Below are 14818 nucleotides of genomic sequence, written 5' to 3'. Positions count from 1 at the left end.
CCCGGGTCGGCACCACATGGCTACGCCATGACGTGCGACGATCGGACTGACATGACGGACGCGACCGACATAGTACGTGCACGGGGAGGCTCGACCATGGAGCAGCCCGAGCACGACGTCGCCAACAGCAAGACGCAGGCAACCACAGAGGCGGGCGAGACCTCCGGTGGTCGGCTGGTGGTCGAGGAACCACCGCTGCCTCGCCGTACCCGCAGGCCCCTGGACGGTTTGCGGCTGCTGTTCGCGGCCGTCGGAATGACCACACTCGTCACCTTGGCTGTGGTAGCTGAGAGCACGCTGACAGCTCTCACCGGCGATCTCGCAGAGCTGAACAGCATCATGCCGCGCGGCCCGGTCGAGATCATATCGTTCGCGGCCGGCCTCACCGCCCAGGCGCTTCCGTTCGTCATCGTCGTCATCCTCATGCTGCGCGGCCGGTTCCGCACCACCTTCGAACTGCTCATCGCCGCATCGCTGGCTGCTGCGACGGCCACGCTGGTCTCCGAGTGGTTGCTCAACTCGTCGCCGGAGCGACTGCATGACTCCTTCGTGCCCGGCATCCAAGGGGAAGCCGGCACGCCGGTGCCGATGTATCCGGCCGTCTTGGTGGCCGTGATCACCGTCGTCGCGCGGCTCAACCTCAAGCGGGTCCGTCAAGTCGCGACGTTCGCCATCGCGGCGAGCTTCGCGGTCGGCCTGTTCGAGGGCGAGATCACCGTCGCGGGGATCCTCGCCTCACTGAGCATCGGCTACATCGTCGGGCTGCTGGTGCGACTGATCAGCGGACAGCCGTCGGTCGCACCCAACGGATGGAAGGTCGCGAACGTTCTCAAGGCGAACGGGTATGCCCTGACCGCACTGCGCGCGGACCGGGTCGAACGTTATCGCCGGTATGTCGCTGAAAGCGATCAAGGCATGCTCGGGGTGCTCGTCCTAGACCGGGACACCGAGGGTGCCGGCGTCCTGGCCCGTGCCGTGGATCAGGTCCGGACCCGTGAGGAGGTCCGGCCCCGTCAAGCCGTCACCATGCGGACGGCAGTGAACCAGATCACCCTGCAGTCGCTCGCCGTGTCCCGCGCAGGTGTACGCACCCCGAAGCTGCGCAAGGTGCTCAAGGTCAACAGCGAGGCTACCGCTATCATCTTCGATCACGTGCCTGGCCAGCCGCTGTCGAAACTCACCGCCGACGAAGTCAGCGACGAGATGCTGGAGGATCTCTGGAGGCAGATACGTCGGCTGCGCCGCAACCAGGTGGCGCATCGCCGCCTGTCCGGGCGGAGCATCCTGGTGTCCGACGCGGGCAAGATCTGGCTGCTGGACCCGTCCGGCGGCGAGGTCGCCGCACCGGATCTGGCTATGCGCGCGGACCTGGCCCAGGCGCTGGTGGCGACAGCGCTGGTGGTGGGCGCCGAGCGCACCATCGACACGGCCATGAAAGTACTCAGTGTCAACGTGCTCAACAGCGCCGTTCCCCTGCTGCAGGTCATCGCGCTGCCCCGCACCGTGCGACGTGAGTTGCAAGGCAGACGAGAACTACTCACCGAACTCCGGGACGGGCTGATCCAGCGGATCGGGCGCGAGACCGAGCCGGTCCGGTTGCAACGGTTCAAGCCGTTGTCGCTGGTCACAGGGGTCGGCGCGGTGGCTGCCGTTTATCTGGTTGGGACTCAACTCGTCGACGTCTCGTTGACTGAGCTGTGGCGGCAGACCGATCTACGCTGGATATTCCCGGCCATCCTGGCCATGTTCCTCAGCTTTGTCGGGGCGGCGTTCGCCATCCTCGGCTTCGTCCCGGAGAGAGTGCCGTTCTGGCGAACGCTCGGCGCCCAGGTGTGCCTGAGTTTCCTCCGGCTGGTCGCCCCGTCGACGGTGAGCAACGTGGCGCTCAACATCCGGCTGCTCACCAAGGCCGGCGTCGCTGGGCCCCTGGCTGCGGCCAGCGTCGCGGCGAACCAGGTCGGCAACGTCGCCATCACGTTCCCCACCATCGCGGTGCTCGGGGTGATCTCCGGGTCTTCGGCTGCAGCCGGGCTGGAGCCGTCCCAGTCGACCCTGCTGGTGATCGTCGGGCTGCTGTTGGCCGCCGTGGTGCTCATCCTGATCCCGCCCATCCGTCACCGGTTGCGTTCAGTCTGGTCGGACTTCGCCGAGCGAGGGCTCCCGCGACTGCTCGACGTTCTCAGCAATCCACGTAAGCTCGCGGTCGCCATCGGCGGGATCTTCATGCAAGCGGGGTCGTTGGTGCTGTGCTTCTATCTCTGCCTGCGCGCCGTCGGCGGCAGCGCGGATATCGCCGACCTGGCCATCGTCCAGCTGGTCGGCAATACGATCGGGATGGCGGTCCCGACGCCTGGCGGCCTGGGGGCTGTGGAGGCGGCCCTGACCGCCGGCGTCACCACGATCGGTGTCAGCACGGCGGCAGCGGTCCCGGCCGTGCTGCTGTTCCGGATCGTCTCGTTCTGGCTGCCGATCCTCCCGGGCTGGATCCTCTGGACCCAGATGCAGCGCCGCGGCCTCCTGTAGTCCGGCCCTAAATGATCATGTGAAGTAGGTTTTCCCGTGCACTACCATGCCTGCAGACCTGTTAGTGCACGAAGAAACCCACTTCACATGATCATTTAGGGCGGGGACGTGTGTGGGTCAGTAGGCGGGTTGGGAGGGGTCGATCTGGTTCACCCAGGCGGATACGCCGCCGCCGACGTGCACCGCGTCCGCCATACCGGCGCCCTTGACGACGGCGAGCGCCTCAGCCGAGCGCACCCCCGTCTTGCAGTGCAGTACGACCTGCTTGTCCTGGGGTAGCTGTTCGAGTGCCTCACCGGTGAGGAAGTCGCCCTTCGGGATGAGCACCGCACCTGGGATCCGGTTGATCTCGTATTCGTTCGGCTCGCGCACGTCGACCAGGACGAAGTCTCGCTCGCCGCGCTCCCGGGCGTCCAGCCACTCCTTCAGCTGCTTGACCGAGATGGTGGCGTCCGCTGCCGCCTCCGCCGCCTCGTCGCTGACCGTGCCGCAGAATGCCTCATAGTCGATGAGCTCGGTGATCGGCTCCGCGTTGGGGTCCTTGCGGATCTTGAGCGTGGTGTAGTTCATCTCCAGGGCGTCGTACACCATCAGCCGGCCGATCAGCGGCTCACCGATGCCGGTGATCAGCTTGATCGCCTCATTGACCATGATCGAACCGATCGACGCGCACAGCACACCGAGCACGCCGCCTTCGGCGCAGGACGGCACCATGCCCGGCGGCGGCGCTTCGGGGTAGAGGTCGCGGTACTGCGGCCCGTACTTCTCCCAGAAGACGCTGACCTGCCCCTCGAACCGGTAGATGGACCCCCACACATACGGCTTTCCGAGGATCACGGCGGCGTCGTTCACCAGATACCGGGTGGCGAAGTTGTCCGTGCCGTCGAGGATGAGGTCGTAGCCGGAGAAGATGTCGAGGACGTTGTCGTTGTCCAGCCGCGTCTCGTGCAGGATGACGTTGACGTAGGGGTTCACCTCCTTGACCGAGTCGCGCGCCGACTGAGCCTTGGAACGGCCCACGTCAGACTGGCCATGGATGATCTGGCGCTGCAGGTTGGACTCGTCCACCTCGTCGAACTCGACGATTCCGAGTGTCCCGACGCCCGCGGCGGCCAGGTACAGCAAGGCAGGCGAGCCCAGGCCGCCGGCGCCGACGACCAGCACCTTGGCGTTCTTCAGCCGCTTCTGTCCGGCCATGCCGACATCAGGAATGATCAGGTGCCGCGAGTAGCGACGCACCTCGTCGACGGTGAGTTCGGCAGCCGGCTCCACGAGAGGTGGTAAGGACACGATCTACTCCTAGTTCGCAAATGATGCCGGTCGGGCAATCGCCATCGCCCTAGCTCTCCACACGTAACGGTGCCACGGGACGGCGCATTCCCGCCGGGACCGCTCGCTTTGTGGACACATCGTCTCGCGAATTGGACACGTCACGCAAGAAGGCCCGCACCAGCCCGGCCACCGCCCTCGGGTGCTCCATCATCGCGACGTGCCCGGTGCGCTCCAGCTTCACCACCCGAGCGCCGGGCATGGTGCGGCACCACCGACGCGCGACCCAGGAACCGACCAGCGCATCCCGTTCGCTCACCACGACCATGGTCGGGCACAACACCTTCCGCGCCGCCCACCACGGTGAGCGCCGATGTGGCGCAAGGTACTGAGCGACCAGCGAACGCAACGCACCGAGCAGGACGTCGTCCGCGTGCGGCTGCCGCACCCAGCGCATCCGTTCCCGGACGGCGAACGCGAACTCGTCCGGGTCCAGGTTGTCCGGCTCGCCGTACATCATCGGAGCCATCCGCTCGATCTGTTCCTGACTGGGCTCGTCGTTGACCCGCCCGAGGATCCACTCACCGAGCTTGGGCGCGGCCATCACCGCCGTGGCCTGCGCGCCCCATGGCAGCAGATACTGCGGCATCGCCGGGGAGAGCAGCGTCAAGGTGCGTACCAGGTCCGGGCGCGCAGAAGCGACCAGCAATGAGATCAGGCCACCCATCGAGTTGCCGAGCAGATGCACCGGAGTGTCGAAACGCTCCAGGTACGCCGTCACGTCGGCGACGTAGGCCTGCACGGTGTGGTCACCAGACGGCGGCGAGTCACCGAATCCCGGCAGGTCCGGCGCCCACTGATCGAACTCGCCGGAGAGTTCGGACATCAGCAGAGTCCAGTTGCTCGACGAGCCGCCGAGCCCATGAACCATGACCGCCGCCGGCTTGTCCGCACCGGCGGCCGCACGCCTCTCATGGATCAGGTGCCCGGTCGACAGAACGACATCCCGCCCGGGCCATTTGGTGATCGCACCCACAGCTACGATCGTATTCGGCTCTGTCGGCCCCATTACTCGCCAGTATCAGTCAGACTCGTCACAGGGTCGCACGTCGACGGGCATGGGGCGCGTCGTCGCGGGGAAAGTGAAGCACCCGCGACGTCGCTCACGAGCTTTGACTGAAACAGCCAGAAAGAGGTACCGCTGTGACGAGGAGGTACACCATGTCCGACCGTGACGTTCAGCCCGAGTCCGAACCGGCCCCGGAAGCGGACGCCCACGAGCAGCGGCAACCCGTGATCGATGAGGCCACGGACCGGAGCGAGGCCGATCCGGAAGAACCGGAACGGTCCGAAGCCGACCTCCCGCTCGATATCCCGATCGATGTCGACCCGGCGGACGCCTACGAGCAGACACTGTCGGTCGAGTACGACGAGGACGAATATCGCTAGCTCTGACCAGGCAGAATCCGCTAGAGCGCAGTAGAGCGGGTACGATCGCGCACAGACCGCTCTACAGGCCCCCGTCATAGGGACGAGCTGACGGCGGCACATCGGAGTCGAGCTGGAGGAGCACGCGTGACGGCCGTGCCGGAGGTACCGCCTCGTGGTGTACGCATGCCCCGCGGAAAGCGGCGCGCACACCTGCTGCATGCCGCGCGTGAGGTGTTCGTCCAGCACGGATACCACGCCGCGGCGATGGACGAGATCGCCGTCCGCGCGGGTGTCAGCAAGCCGGTGTTGTATCAGCATTTCCCGGGCAAGCTGGACCTGTACCTGGCGCTGGTCGACACGGCCATCGACGAGTTGCTCGGCCGGCTGCAGCGGGCGCTGGCGTCCACCGACGACAACAAGCAGCGGGTCATCGCGACGGTCGCCGCGTACTTCGAGTTCGTCGACGATCAGTCCGGGTTCTACCGGCTCCTGTTCGAGTCTGACCTCGCCAACGATCCCGCGGTCCGTGGCCGGCTCGACCGGTTGACGCAGCTCTGCTCGGCCGAGATCAGCGCGATCATCGCCGAGGACACCGGGCTCTCCCGGGAGGAGTCGGACCTCCTCGCCGTCGGACTGGTCGGGATCGCACAAGTGACCGCGAGGTACTGGCTGTCCGTCGACGGCAACATCGAAAAGGAGAAGGCGGCCGAGCTCGTCGCCTCCCTCGGCTGGCGCGGCATCCGGGGCTTCCCACTCACGCACGAACACTCTCACTGAGCCGCCGCATATCGCCCGTGGCGTACAGGCACCCAGACCCGGAATCGACTGGGCTAGTCTGAGGCGTTGGAACATGGTGACAAGCCATCCGTGCACGCAAATCAGGTATGAGAGGTGACCGTGGAGGTCAAGATCGGTGTGCATAACGCACCGCGGGAACTCGTGATCGAGAGCACGCAGACGCCAGACGAGGTGGCGGCGGCGGTACGCGCCGCGCTCGCCGACGAGAAGGGAGTTCTCGAGCTGACCGATGAGCGCGGTCGCCACGTGGTCGTCCGGTCGACCTACCTCGCCTATGTGGAGATCGGAGAGCAACTGGAGCGTCGGGTCGGGTTCGGCTCGCTCTAGGCCGGACAGGTCACCGCACCGCCCTACTCGGTTACGCGGCGAGTCCGAGCGTCGCCATCCGTTTCGCGTGGTTCTCAGTCAAACGCGCGAACACCCGGCCGAGCTCGGCGAGGTCCATTCCCGGACGTCCCTCACCGCCGACGAAGATCGCCGCGAGCGCATCTCGGTCCGCGGCCACGCGCTGTGCCTGGGCCAGCGCCTCACCGACGAGCCGTCGCCCCCACAGCGCGAGCCGTCCGGCGACGCTGGGATCCTCGTCGATCGCCGACCGTACCCGATCGATGACGAAATCGGCGTGGCCGGCATCGGCGAGGACCTCGGTCACCAGGGCGCGGGTGTCGTCGTCGACGGCTACCGCGATCTCGCGGTAGAAGTCGGTGGCGATCTGGTCGCCGACATACGCCTTGACGAGCCCTTCGAGCCAATCCGACGGAGCCGTGTTCGCATGGAAGGTCACGTACGCCTCGTGGAACGGCGCCATCGCCTCATCGACCGAGGCCCCTAACTGGGCGAGGTGGTCGCGGATGCGTTCGAAGTGATGGAACTCCGCCACCGCCATTCCTGCCAGTGCGGCCTGATCGGCGAGCGTCGGCGCAAGTTCGGCGTCGGCGGCCAGCCGTTGGAACGCGGTCAGCTCGCCCACCCCCAATGCACCCAGCAGATCGATGACGCCGGCCCGGTACTCGGGGTTGTCCATCAGCTGCTCCACGCTGCAACCATAACCGCACCGCCCGCTCCTTCCATCATGATCATGAACACCTACCGTGCCATGTGAACGGATAGTGTTCATGATCATGACTCGCCGGGGACCGGCGCCGGCGCGCGTGACTTGCGCGCATACCATAGACTGGTGTCGATTGACAGTAAGCGCTCATAGCGAACGGGCGCTTCCGGGGCCACGTGACGTCCAGCCCGTGGCGCGGTGCCTCCGAGATCAGACTCGGGTGAGCGGCCCCGCGGAGATGGGTTCACGCCTCGGAGACCCACCGACCAAAAGAGGCGAAATACTCTGGCTACCTTCAGAGAGCTGGGGGTTCTACCCCCCATTGCCGACGCATTGGAACGCGTCGGCATCACCGAAGCGTTCCCGATCCAAGAGATGGCACTCCCCGCCGCGCTGGCCGGTAGCGATCTGATCGGACAGGCCCGCACCGGGACGGGAAAGACCTACGCGTTCAGCATTCCGTTGCTGCAGCGCATCGTCGCACCGGATGATCGCGACTACGCCGAGGCCACCGAGCCCGGCAAGCCGCAGGCACTCGTCGTCACGCCCACCCGTGAGCTGGCCCACCAGGTCACCGGCGATCTGGAGACGGCGTCCGCCGACCGGCGCGTCCGGATACTGAGCGTCTACGGCGGGCGGGCCTACGAGCCACAGACCAGCGCCCTGAAGTCAGGGGTCGACGTGATCGTCGGAACTCCTGGGCGCCTGCTCGACCTGGCCGCGCAGGGACACCTGGACCTCGGCCACATCAAGGTGCTGGTGCTCGACGAGGCGGACGAGATGCTCGACCTCGGTTTCCTTCCGGACGTCGAGAAGATCGTCGCGCTCACCCCGGAGCTACGGCAGACCATGCTGTTCTCGGCCACGATGCCCGCGGCGGTGGTGAGCCTGGCCAGACGCTACATGCGGCATCCGCTCAACATCCGTGCCGAGTCGGCCGAGGACACCCAGACCGTCCCGGCCACGGCGCAGTTCGTCTACCGGGCACACAACCTCGACAAGGAAGAGATGGTCGCCCGTCTGCTGCAGGCCGAAGGCCGCGGCTTGACGATGATCTTCAGCCAGACCAAGCGGGCGGCACAGCGCCTGGCCGATGCGCTGAGCGAGCGTGGCTTCGCCGTCGCGGCGGTCCACGGCGACCTCGGTCAGGGTGCGCGGGAGCGCGCGCTGCGTGCGTTCCGCAACGGCAAGGTCGACGTCCTGGTCGCCACCGACGTGGCGGCGCGTGGCATCGACGTCGAGGCGGTGACCCACGTCGTCAACCTCAGCTGTCCCGACGATGAGAAGACGTACCTGCACCGGATCGGCAGGACCGGCCGGGCAGGTGCCACCGGCATCGCCGTCACGCTGGTCGACTGGGACGACCTGGCCCGCTGGAAGATGATCAACGAGGCTCTCGGGCTCCCGTTCCCCGACCCGCCGGAGACCTACTCGAGCAGCGAGAACTTCTTCCACGATCTGGGTATACCGCCTGGCACCAAGGGGAAGTTGCCGCGGAGCGAGCGGACCCGCGCCGGCCTCGACGCGGAACAGGAAGAGGATCTCGGCGGCCCGGCGGCGAAGCGCACGCGACGACGTACGCGTGGTGGCGGACGCCCTGCACAGGGCGGTCAGTCCGGGCGCGGCGGCCAGCGCACGCAGTCGCGCGCTGCGTCATCGTCGGCGGACGACCCCGGTGCCGGCAACGCGGAGAGCCGTTCGGATCAGCCGCGGCCGCGCAAGCGAGCACGGCGTCGGACCCGCGCAGGAAAGCCCGTCGAGCACAACACCCCCGGTGAATAGGCCGGTTCGGCCCACAGAGATTCTGGGCCGAACCGTCGATGACGAGTCGAGACGAGGACGTCGTCGTCGGGCCTATGTACGCACGACGACGACCTCGGTTCCGACGGGCGCGAAGTCCCACAGCGCCTCGGCGTCTTCCGGTGCCTGGCGCACACAACCGTCGGAGAGCGGCGTTCCCAGTTCAGCGAGGGTCTGCGCCGCTTTACCGCTGTCGTCGTAGACCGGGATGTCATGGAAACCGATGTTCGAGTTCTCGCCCCGGTGGAACCGGACCATGTACCGCATCGTGGATTCGTAGTCCCAGCTGATCGCGTCTTCTGACGTGGAGAAGACCTCATAGGTGCCTTCCGGGACCAACTCGTCGTCCCGGCTTCCGGAGACCGGGTAGGTCCGCACCACCTCGTCGCCGTCTTCCACCAACCACACCTGCTGCCGGGTGATGTCGTACACGATCCGCCGCCCCTCACCACTGTCGGCCGGTAGGGCAGGGTCGACCTCAGGTTTCACGTTCGGGTCCGAGGTCGGGTCGGCCGTGGGGCGTTCCGGTCGCACCGTCGCCGCGGGGCGGTCGTCGTCCGCCGTCGGCGACGATGACGGGGCCGGCGTCCGCGGTTCCTCAACGTCATCGCGACGTTCCGGCACAACTCGCGGAAGCGAATGGACCCGACGGCCGGGATCACGCCCACCCGAGCGCGAGATGTGATCGGGATCGCGGATGAGCGCTGCGGCGTCGGCGTCCGGCGCGGCATGGTCATCGGACATCACGTCGCGTGAGCCGGGTGCGTCCCCCGCGCTCACGAGCGCGAAGACGCCGCCGGTGAACAGGGATGCGCCGAGGAGGACGCCGACGAACCGGAGAAGGCGGGGTGCTCTCGCTCGCTCTCGACCGGGATACCGCTTCGGCGCGTGCCGACTCGCTCCGTAGCGTCCGGACATCCACACTCCTTCACACCATCGGAACCGGCACGACGCCGGCTCCGTCTCCAGCCTCATCGCCCACGTCGCCACCGTCCCGCCGCGGGCAAGATCGATCTTGGGTAGGACATACCCCTCGAATCCACCCCGTCAAACGTCCGGGACCAGTCTGTGCGTTCCCCATGATCTCCACGCCGAGAGCCGCGGCCATACGGAGGAGCCCTAAGCCATGCCGGCACGGCCTAATCGGCCAGCCCCGCCCACGTCGGTCGCTCCGGACTGGTGGCCTGCCCTTCGGGGCAGTGCCGGCGGAAGTCGCACCAGCCGCACAACGGCGACGGCGTGGGCGGGAAGTCAGCCTCCGATGTCTGCCCGGACCGGAACGACGCGTCGGCGTCGGCGCATTCCGCCGCGATCTCCGCGGCCCGATTCAGGTGCCGCCCCAGGGACCGTTCGTCGTGTTCGTACGTCGCCACCTCGCCGGACGGTAGGTGATGCAACTCGACACGGCGACACGGCCGGCGCAGGGTGCGTTCCGCGGCCGCGGCATAGACGGCGAGCGCCAGCGACGATCTCACGTCGTCGGTGGTCAGCAGGTGCCGTCCGGTCTTGTAATCGACGACGACGAGCTCCCCCTCCCGCTCGTCGAGCCGGTCGATCCGGCCGGACAGCGCGGCGCCGTCGTGCACGGTGCTCACGGTCCGCTCGATACCCCTCGGCTCGTCGTCCGGGTCTACACCGGAGACGTAGCGCTCCACCATCTCTCGGGCGCGCTTGAGCCACAGCCTGGCCTGATCCTCATCGCGGAAGCCGTCCATGGACCAGTACTCGGCCACGAGCACACCCGCGCGCGGAACGGTCCGTGCCTCCACCGGCAGCCGCCACCACTGAGCCAGCGCATTATGCACCGCGGCCCCCAGCGTGTTGTGCGCCCACGGCGGCCCCTTGTCCGGCGGCGGACGGTCCAGGTAGCTGAACCGGTACCGGCGCGGGCAGTCCAGCCAGGTGGTCAGGCGCGTGGGGGTGGCCCGATACAGCCGCCGCGGCATACCGTCGAGCGTCTGCTGGTCAGTCATGACTCATTGATCGTATCCGTACCGGGCCGCCAGCCACGGCGGCGGTGCCCCGTACGGCAGCATCTCCGCTTCCGAACCGAGCATGCGCAGGTCCGCCAGCACCAGATCCTCCAGCAGCAGCGCACCGGCCATGTGCGGGCGCAGGATCATCCACAACCATCGGCCATCCCAATGTCCGGCGTAGACCGCACGGTCCGGATGCCCGGTGACGCACCACAGCGGCACCGTACGGCCATCGACCTCGACTCGCGCCTGAGGCTCGGCCTTGACGGCGTCACCGGGATCGCGCCCTTCGACCCCGGCGAGTCCGGCCCCCAGACCGACGTCCTGTTCCTCAGCGACCAGGACCAGATCCGCCGCCCCACCGAACGGGTTCGGCCCACTGATCGCCACCGCCGTGCCCTGCACTCCGTGGACGTCGTCGCCGGCGGACAGCAGTGCGCCGACGACCCAGCCTCGCATCAGCGGCCAGACCAGCCACAATGGGACGTCGGAACGCTCACCGAGCTGACGGGCGAGCCGTGCGCTGGGGGCCGCCACCGGCGACAGCGGGAAGATCTCTCCGTGCTCGCCGCACGTCCAACGGTTCGACCATGCTCCGGGCGGCTGCGGGGATCGCCCGCAGCGCGGACAGCTCATTTCACCCTTCACGACGTCGACGCTCCTCGCTTTGTCCACCGCCGTCAAGCGCTTCCGCCGCAGTCTCGGAGAGCGGCTGGGCGCCCCGGCGCGCCCGAGCGGGTGACACAGCCGGCATCAGGCTCTAGCGGCCCGACTGAAGGGACAACCGGGCGAGATGGTTGCGAGCTTCCTCCGCATGCTGGTGCTGGCAGTAGATCTCGTACCGGCCGGCCACCGTCACGCTCTTCGACGTGAAGTCGCGGCTGCCTCCGGTGAACGCATAGCCGACGGCCCCGAAGACCATCATGAAGACCGCACCCCATGCGACGCTCATGACGATGATCTGCACCCATCCCTCATCGGTGAACAGACTCAGCAGCAGGCCCACGAACAGCCCCAGCCACGCACCCGTGGCCAACCCGCCGAGCAGGGCCTTGCCCCACGTCATCCGCCCCGTGACGCGTTCGATCTGGCGCAGGTCGGTGCCGACGATCGCGAGGTGTTCCACCGGGAACTTGTTGTCCGCCAGGTAGTCGACGGCGCGCTGTGCGTCTGGGTATTCGTCATACGTCCCCACCACTAGGCCAGTGGGAAGTCCCGGCACCGGGCTGACCATCACGTCCTCCTCGCTTGTCCGACGTCTCCCATGATCCCACTCCTGGACAGCGAAATTCACGCATTGGTCCGATGTCGCGGCGCACAACCCCCGGTCAGTTCGCCGATACCGCCGCGGGCGCGGCACCACCATGGCCGGCGAGAGTGCCGGTGAGCCAATCCGGTAGGCTCTGTGTCTGTTGAATCCCCAATGCCAGCACCAGAGCCCGCTGTACCTTGGGCTCGTAGAGTGCGATCCGCAGCTTCATACCCGCCTCTTCGGGCGTGCGATCGGCCTTGGCCTGATTGCACGGCAGACAGGCGGCCACGGTGTTCAGCCAACTCCGAGCCGGCCCGCCACGAGAGGTCGGCAGCACGTGGTCGATCGATTCGGCGCGGCCTCCGCAGTAGCCGCAGCGCCGGCCGTCGCGCTCCAGGACTCCGTTGCGGGACCACGGAAGCCGTCGGCGGTACGGGACGCGCACGAACCGCAACAGGCGGACGACGAGCGGAGCCGGGATCTCCTGCGTCGCGGAGCGGATGATCCGGTCCGCGTCGGCGTGCTCCATGACCGCCTTCTCGGTCAACACGAGGACAATGGCACGGCGGACAGAGACGACAGCCAACGGCTCATATGTGGCGTTCAGCACTAGCGTCTGCACCTGTCCGGCTCCTTCCGTGACATGGCCGGTCCTCCTTGCCTCAGCTGGCTCGTTTCGTGGTCCTCGTGTCTCCAGTGTCCGGTATCGTGCCTCGCGCGGGTAGCCGCGCCTCTCTACTATGTGCGAATTCTAGTGAAAATCCTGTCAACCGCCGCCACCTGGTGAGTCCATACCGGGATCGGACAACAGCCTGCCGCGCAACGTCGGTCGCGGCAAGCTCATTATCACCGGCGCCCCTTGCCGAGCGCTTCGACCTGAACCAAAGATCGCCAGACGTCGGTGACCCGTGTTTGGATGAGGTCGACGGCGTCCCTGATGGCCATTCCGGCGAATTCGTCCGCCGCGATCGGTCTGCCGACCCGCAAGCGCACGGTCGGCCGCCGGACGATCGAGGTCAGCGCGCCGCCAAGGCTGCGCGCGACGGATCCGGTGCCGATCTGGCGAGCATCGTGGTGCGCGATCGGGATCACCGGTGCTTGGGTGTCCAGGGCCAGCCGCCCGACCCCGAATCGGAACCGGCGAGGTGAGCCGTCGGCGTTCGCCGAGACATCACCCTCGGGATAGATGCCCACGATCTCCCCGCGACCCAGCGCCTCGCGCGCCGCCCGGAGCGCGACGGTGCCGGCCTGTCGAAGGCCCACCTCCACCATGCCGGCATGCCTGGCCAACGGCCCGATCAAGGAATGGTTGAACACCTGGGACGCGGCCATGAACCGCACGTGGCCATGGTCGCTTCCGCAACCGCGCTCCCGGCACGGCACGCTGGGACGCAGCCCGGCTTCATACAGGGTGGACAGCACGGGCGGAACGTCGGCGATGGTGGTGTGGTTCACCGCGATGATGGCAGGACCCGTCATCGGCAGGTTCTCCAGCCCGTCGGCCTCCACCTTGCCGAACAGGCGTGTCAAGCCGACCGCGATCGCTCCCACAAGCTCCACAATTGCCCATTATCTCCGATCAGCCCGCACCGCTCGTCGGCAGGCTGGGAGACGATGCGAGTCAGCTCCTCCGAACGAGAGTCCTAGCGAGCGTGAATCGCCGGCCGAGCGTCACGCCGCCGGCCAGGGCCGCTGGACGGGTCCGCCGCGGAGTCTGCGGGCGGGAGCCGCCCGCCGAGCGCTCACTCGCCGCCGTCGCTGTCCTCGTCGTCTTTCGGCAGCTCGGCCGGATCGATCACGTTGCTGTCCTTCGGAGCCTTGATCTCGACATCGGCACCGAAGTCATTGAAGGTCAGCACGCCCGCGTTGCCGGAGGCGCCCTTCTCTTCGAACCGTACCGGCAGCGGCTTGCCCTCTGCCGCCACCCAGAGCATGCCGCCGCTGTCCGCTAACGTCAGCCCGACCGCGGGGACGCCGTCGACCTCCTTCACGGACGTCGGACCGGCCTCGACCGGTAGCCCGAGCACCGCGTCGACGAAGCTGGACGCGTCCGCGAAGATGCGGTAGTCGGAATCCTCCGACTCGTCGGGCGACAGGCGGATCCACTTGCCGGCGATCGTGTCGTCGATATCGGCGTCGATCACCTCGGCCAGGGTCTCCCGATCGCTGGTGATATACACCACATCGTCGGAAGCGATGAGCTCGACTTCGCTTCCGGTGGTGACGGTGCCGACCGAGCCCTCACCGACCTTGAACGTGATGTCGATGGTGCTGTCCTTCAGCGTGGTGCCGCTGACTCGGAACGATCCGGCCCGTTCTAGGTTGGCGACGACCTTCTCCAGAACCTCTTCAGCCGGTAGCTGATCGATGCCGTTCTCGGCGGGCGCCGTCTCATCGCCCGAGGCTATCTGGGCCAACGGCGCCGACTCGGTCGTTTGCTCCGCCTGCGAACAGGCGGTCAACGCGACGGTCACCGCGACGGCCAGCTTGACACCGAGCAGACGCCGGGTTGCCAGCTGCATCAGCGCAGAACCTCGCTCTTCTCACATAGGGAACATCGCCTCCGCGGAGACTCGCCCGCAGAGTACCGTCAGGGAGTCTACCTCGCGCTGGAGGCATCGTCCGCCCTACGTTCACACGAACGCAATCAGCCGCTCACCCGATACCACCCGGGAAAAAGGGTGGCCCACGCGCGGGAGAAGCCGCGCCGAGCCGGGC

At 67.3% G+C, this 14818-nt stretch carries 15 protein-coding genes; 5 read left to right on the top strand and 10 right to left on the bottom strand.

Going from position 1 to position 14818, the window contains the following annotated elements; all coding sequences use genetic code 11:
* Positions 1-96 precede the first annotated feature (96 nt).
* Positions 97-2523, top strand: coding sequence for a flippase-like domain-containing protein (locus tag G1H10_RS28535; RefSeq protein WP_163744379.1), 2427 nt, complete (start codon positions 97-99; stop codon positions 2521-2523).
* 117 nt (positions 2524-2640) lie between these two features.
* Here G1H10_RS28535 and moeZ read toward each other — a convergent pair whose 3' ends face one another.
* Entirely contained in the window at positions 2641-3813 is a 1173-nt protein-coding gene (gene moeZ / locus G1H10_RS28530; RefSeq protein ID WP_163744377.1) for an adenylyltransferase/sulfurtransferase MoeZ, read from the bottom strand.
* A gap of 49 nt (positions 3814-3862) precedes the next feature.
* Positions 3863-4828 (bottom strand): alpha/beta fold hydrolase, encoded by a 966-nt coding sequence (locus G1H10_RS28525; RefSeq protein WP_163744375.1) that lies wholly within the window; start codon positions 4826-4828, stop codon positions 3863-3865.
* Positions 4829-5013: 185 nt separating this feature from the next.
* Between G1H10_RS28525 and G1H10_RS28520 the strand changes: the two genes are divergently transcribed.
* From G1H10_RS28520 to G1H10_RS28510, 3 genes are all read left to right on the top strand, one after another.
* Positions 5014-5241: a hypothetical protein gene (locus tag G1H10_RS28520; protein ID WP_163744373.1), complete on the top strand. Its 228-nt coding sequence runs from the start codon at positions 5014-5016 to the stop codon at positions 5239-5241.
* Positions 5242-5367: 126 nt separating this feature from the next.
* Positions 5368-6000 (top strand): TetR/AcrR family transcriptional regulator, encoded by a 633-nt coding sequence (locus G1H10_RS28515; protein WP_216853757.1) that lies wholly within the window; start codon positions 5368-5370, stop codon positions 5998-6000.
* A gap of 114 nt (positions 6001-6114) precedes the next feature.
* Complete coding sequence (locus tag G1H10_RS28510) at positions 6115-6348, top strand: DUF3107 domain-containing protein (protein WP_312856660.1); 234 nt, start codon at positions 6115-6117, stop codon at positions 6346-6348.
* Between the two features lie 31 nt (positions 6349-6379).
* Here G1H10_RS28510 and G1H10_RS28505 read toward each other — a convergent pair whose 3' ends face one another.
* Positions 6380-7045, bottom strand: a complete 666-nt coding sequence (locus tag G1H10_RS28505) for a ferritin-like fold-containing protein (protein ID WP_376778674.1) — start codon at positions 7043-7045, stop codon at positions 6380-6382.
* A gap of 402 nt (positions 7046-7447) precedes the next feature.
* Here G1H10_RS28505 and G1H10_RS28500 point away from each other — a divergent pair, with 402 nt between their 5' ends.
* Positions 7448-8854: a DEAD/DEAH box helicase gene (locus G1H10_RS28500; protein WP_216853755.1), complete on the top strand. Its 1407-nt coding sequence runs from the start codon at positions 7448-7450 to the stop codon at positions 8852-8854.
* 72 nt (positions 8855-8926) lie between these two features.
* On the opposite strand, the gene G1H10_RS28495 is transcribed toward G1H10_RS28500, so the two are convergent.
* The 7 genes from G1H10_RS28495 to G1H10_RS28465 form a co-directional block, all read right to left on the bottom strand.
* Positions 8927-9790: a L,D-transpeptidase gene (locus tag G1H10_RS28495; protein WP_163744367.1), complete on the bottom strand. Its 864-nt coding sequence runs from the start codon at positions 9788-9790 to the stop codon at positions 8927-8929.
* Between the two features lie 221 nt (positions 9791-10011).
* Positions 10012-10845 carry a RecB family exonuclease gene (locus G1H10_RS28490; RefSeq protein ID WP_163744365.1) on the bottom strand — a complete coding sequence of 278 codons (834 nt, stop codon included), beginning with the start codon at positions 10843-10845 and terminating at the stop codon, positions 10012-10014.
* A 3-nt stretch (positions 10846-10848) separates the two neighbouring features.
* A complete protein-coding gene (locus tag G1H10_RS28485) occupies positions 10849-11496 on the bottom strand; it encodes a DUF6758 family protein (protein WP_163744363.1) in 648 nt (215 codons plus the stop codon).
* A gap of 112 nt (positions 11497-11608) precedes the next feature.
* On the bottom strand, positions 11609-12082 hold the full coding sequence (locus G1H10_RS28480; RefSeq protein ID WP_163744362.1) for a YflT domain-containing protein: 474 nt from the start codon (positions 12080-12082) through the stop codon (positions 11609-11611).
* A 94-nt stretch (positions 12083-12176) separates the two neighbouring features.
* Positions 12177-12722: an HNH endonuclease gene (locus G1H10_RS28475; RefSeq protein WP_312856659.1), complete on the bottom strand. Its 546-nt coding sequence runs from the start codon at positions 12720-12722 to the stop codon at positions 12177-12179.
* Between the two features lie 224 nt (positions 12723-12946).
* Positions 12947-13660: a lysophospholipid acyltransferase family protein gene (locus G1H10_RS28470; protein ID WP_163744360.1), complete on the bottom strand. Its 714-nt coding sequence runs from the start codon at positions 13658-13660 to the stop codon at positions 12947-12949.
* A 182-nt stretch (positions 13661-13842) separates the two neighbouring features.
* A complete protein-coding gene (locus tag G1H10_RS28465; RefSeq protein ID WP_163744358.1) occupies positions 13843-14622 on the bottom strand; it encodes a hypothetical protein in 780 nt (259 codons plus the stop codon).
* Positions 14623-14818 lie beyond the last annotated feature (196 nt).

Source organism: Phytoactinopolyspora halotolerans (assembly GCF_010550675.1).
Lineage (GTDB): Bacteria > Actinomycetota > Actinomycetes > Jiangellales > Jiangellaceae > Phytoactinopolyspora > Phytoactinopolyspora halotolerans.
This window is presented reverse-complemented; position numbering and strand designations above follow the sequence as displayed.

Coding starts and splice junctions, on each gene's coding strand:
- G1H10_RS28535 (WP_163744379.1), top strand. CDS start 97: ATGGAGCAGCCCGAGCACGACGTCGCCAACAGCAAGACGCAGGCAACC.
- G1H10_RS28520 (WP_163744373.1), top strand. CDS start 5,014: ATGTCCGACCGTGACGTTCAGCCCGAGTCCGAACCGGCCCCGGAAGCG.
- G1H10_RS28505 (WP_376778674.1), bottom strand. CDS start 7,045: ATGGACAACCCCGAGTACCGGGCCGGCGTCATCGATCTGCTGGGTGCA.
- G1H10_RS28500 (WP_216853755.1), top strand. CDS start 7,448: ATGGCACTCCCCGCCGCGCTGGCCGGTAGCGATCTGATCGGACAGGCC.
- G1H10_RS28495 (WP_163744367.1), bottom strand. CDS start 9,790: ATGTCCGGACGCTACGGAGCGAGTCGGCACGCGCCGAAGCGGTATCCC.
- G1H10_RS28490 (WP_163744365.1), bottom strand. CDS start 10,845: ATGACTGACCAGCAGACGCTCGACGGTATGCCGCGGCGGCTGTATCGG.
- G1H10_RS28480 (WP_163744362.1), bottom strand. CDS start 12,082: ATGGTCAGCCCGGTGCCGGGACTTCCCACTGGCCTAGTGGTGGGGACG.
- G1H10_RS28465 (WP_163744358.1), bottom strand. CDS start 14,622: ATGCAGCTGGCAACCCGGCGTCTGCTCGGTGTCAAGCTGGCCGTCGCG.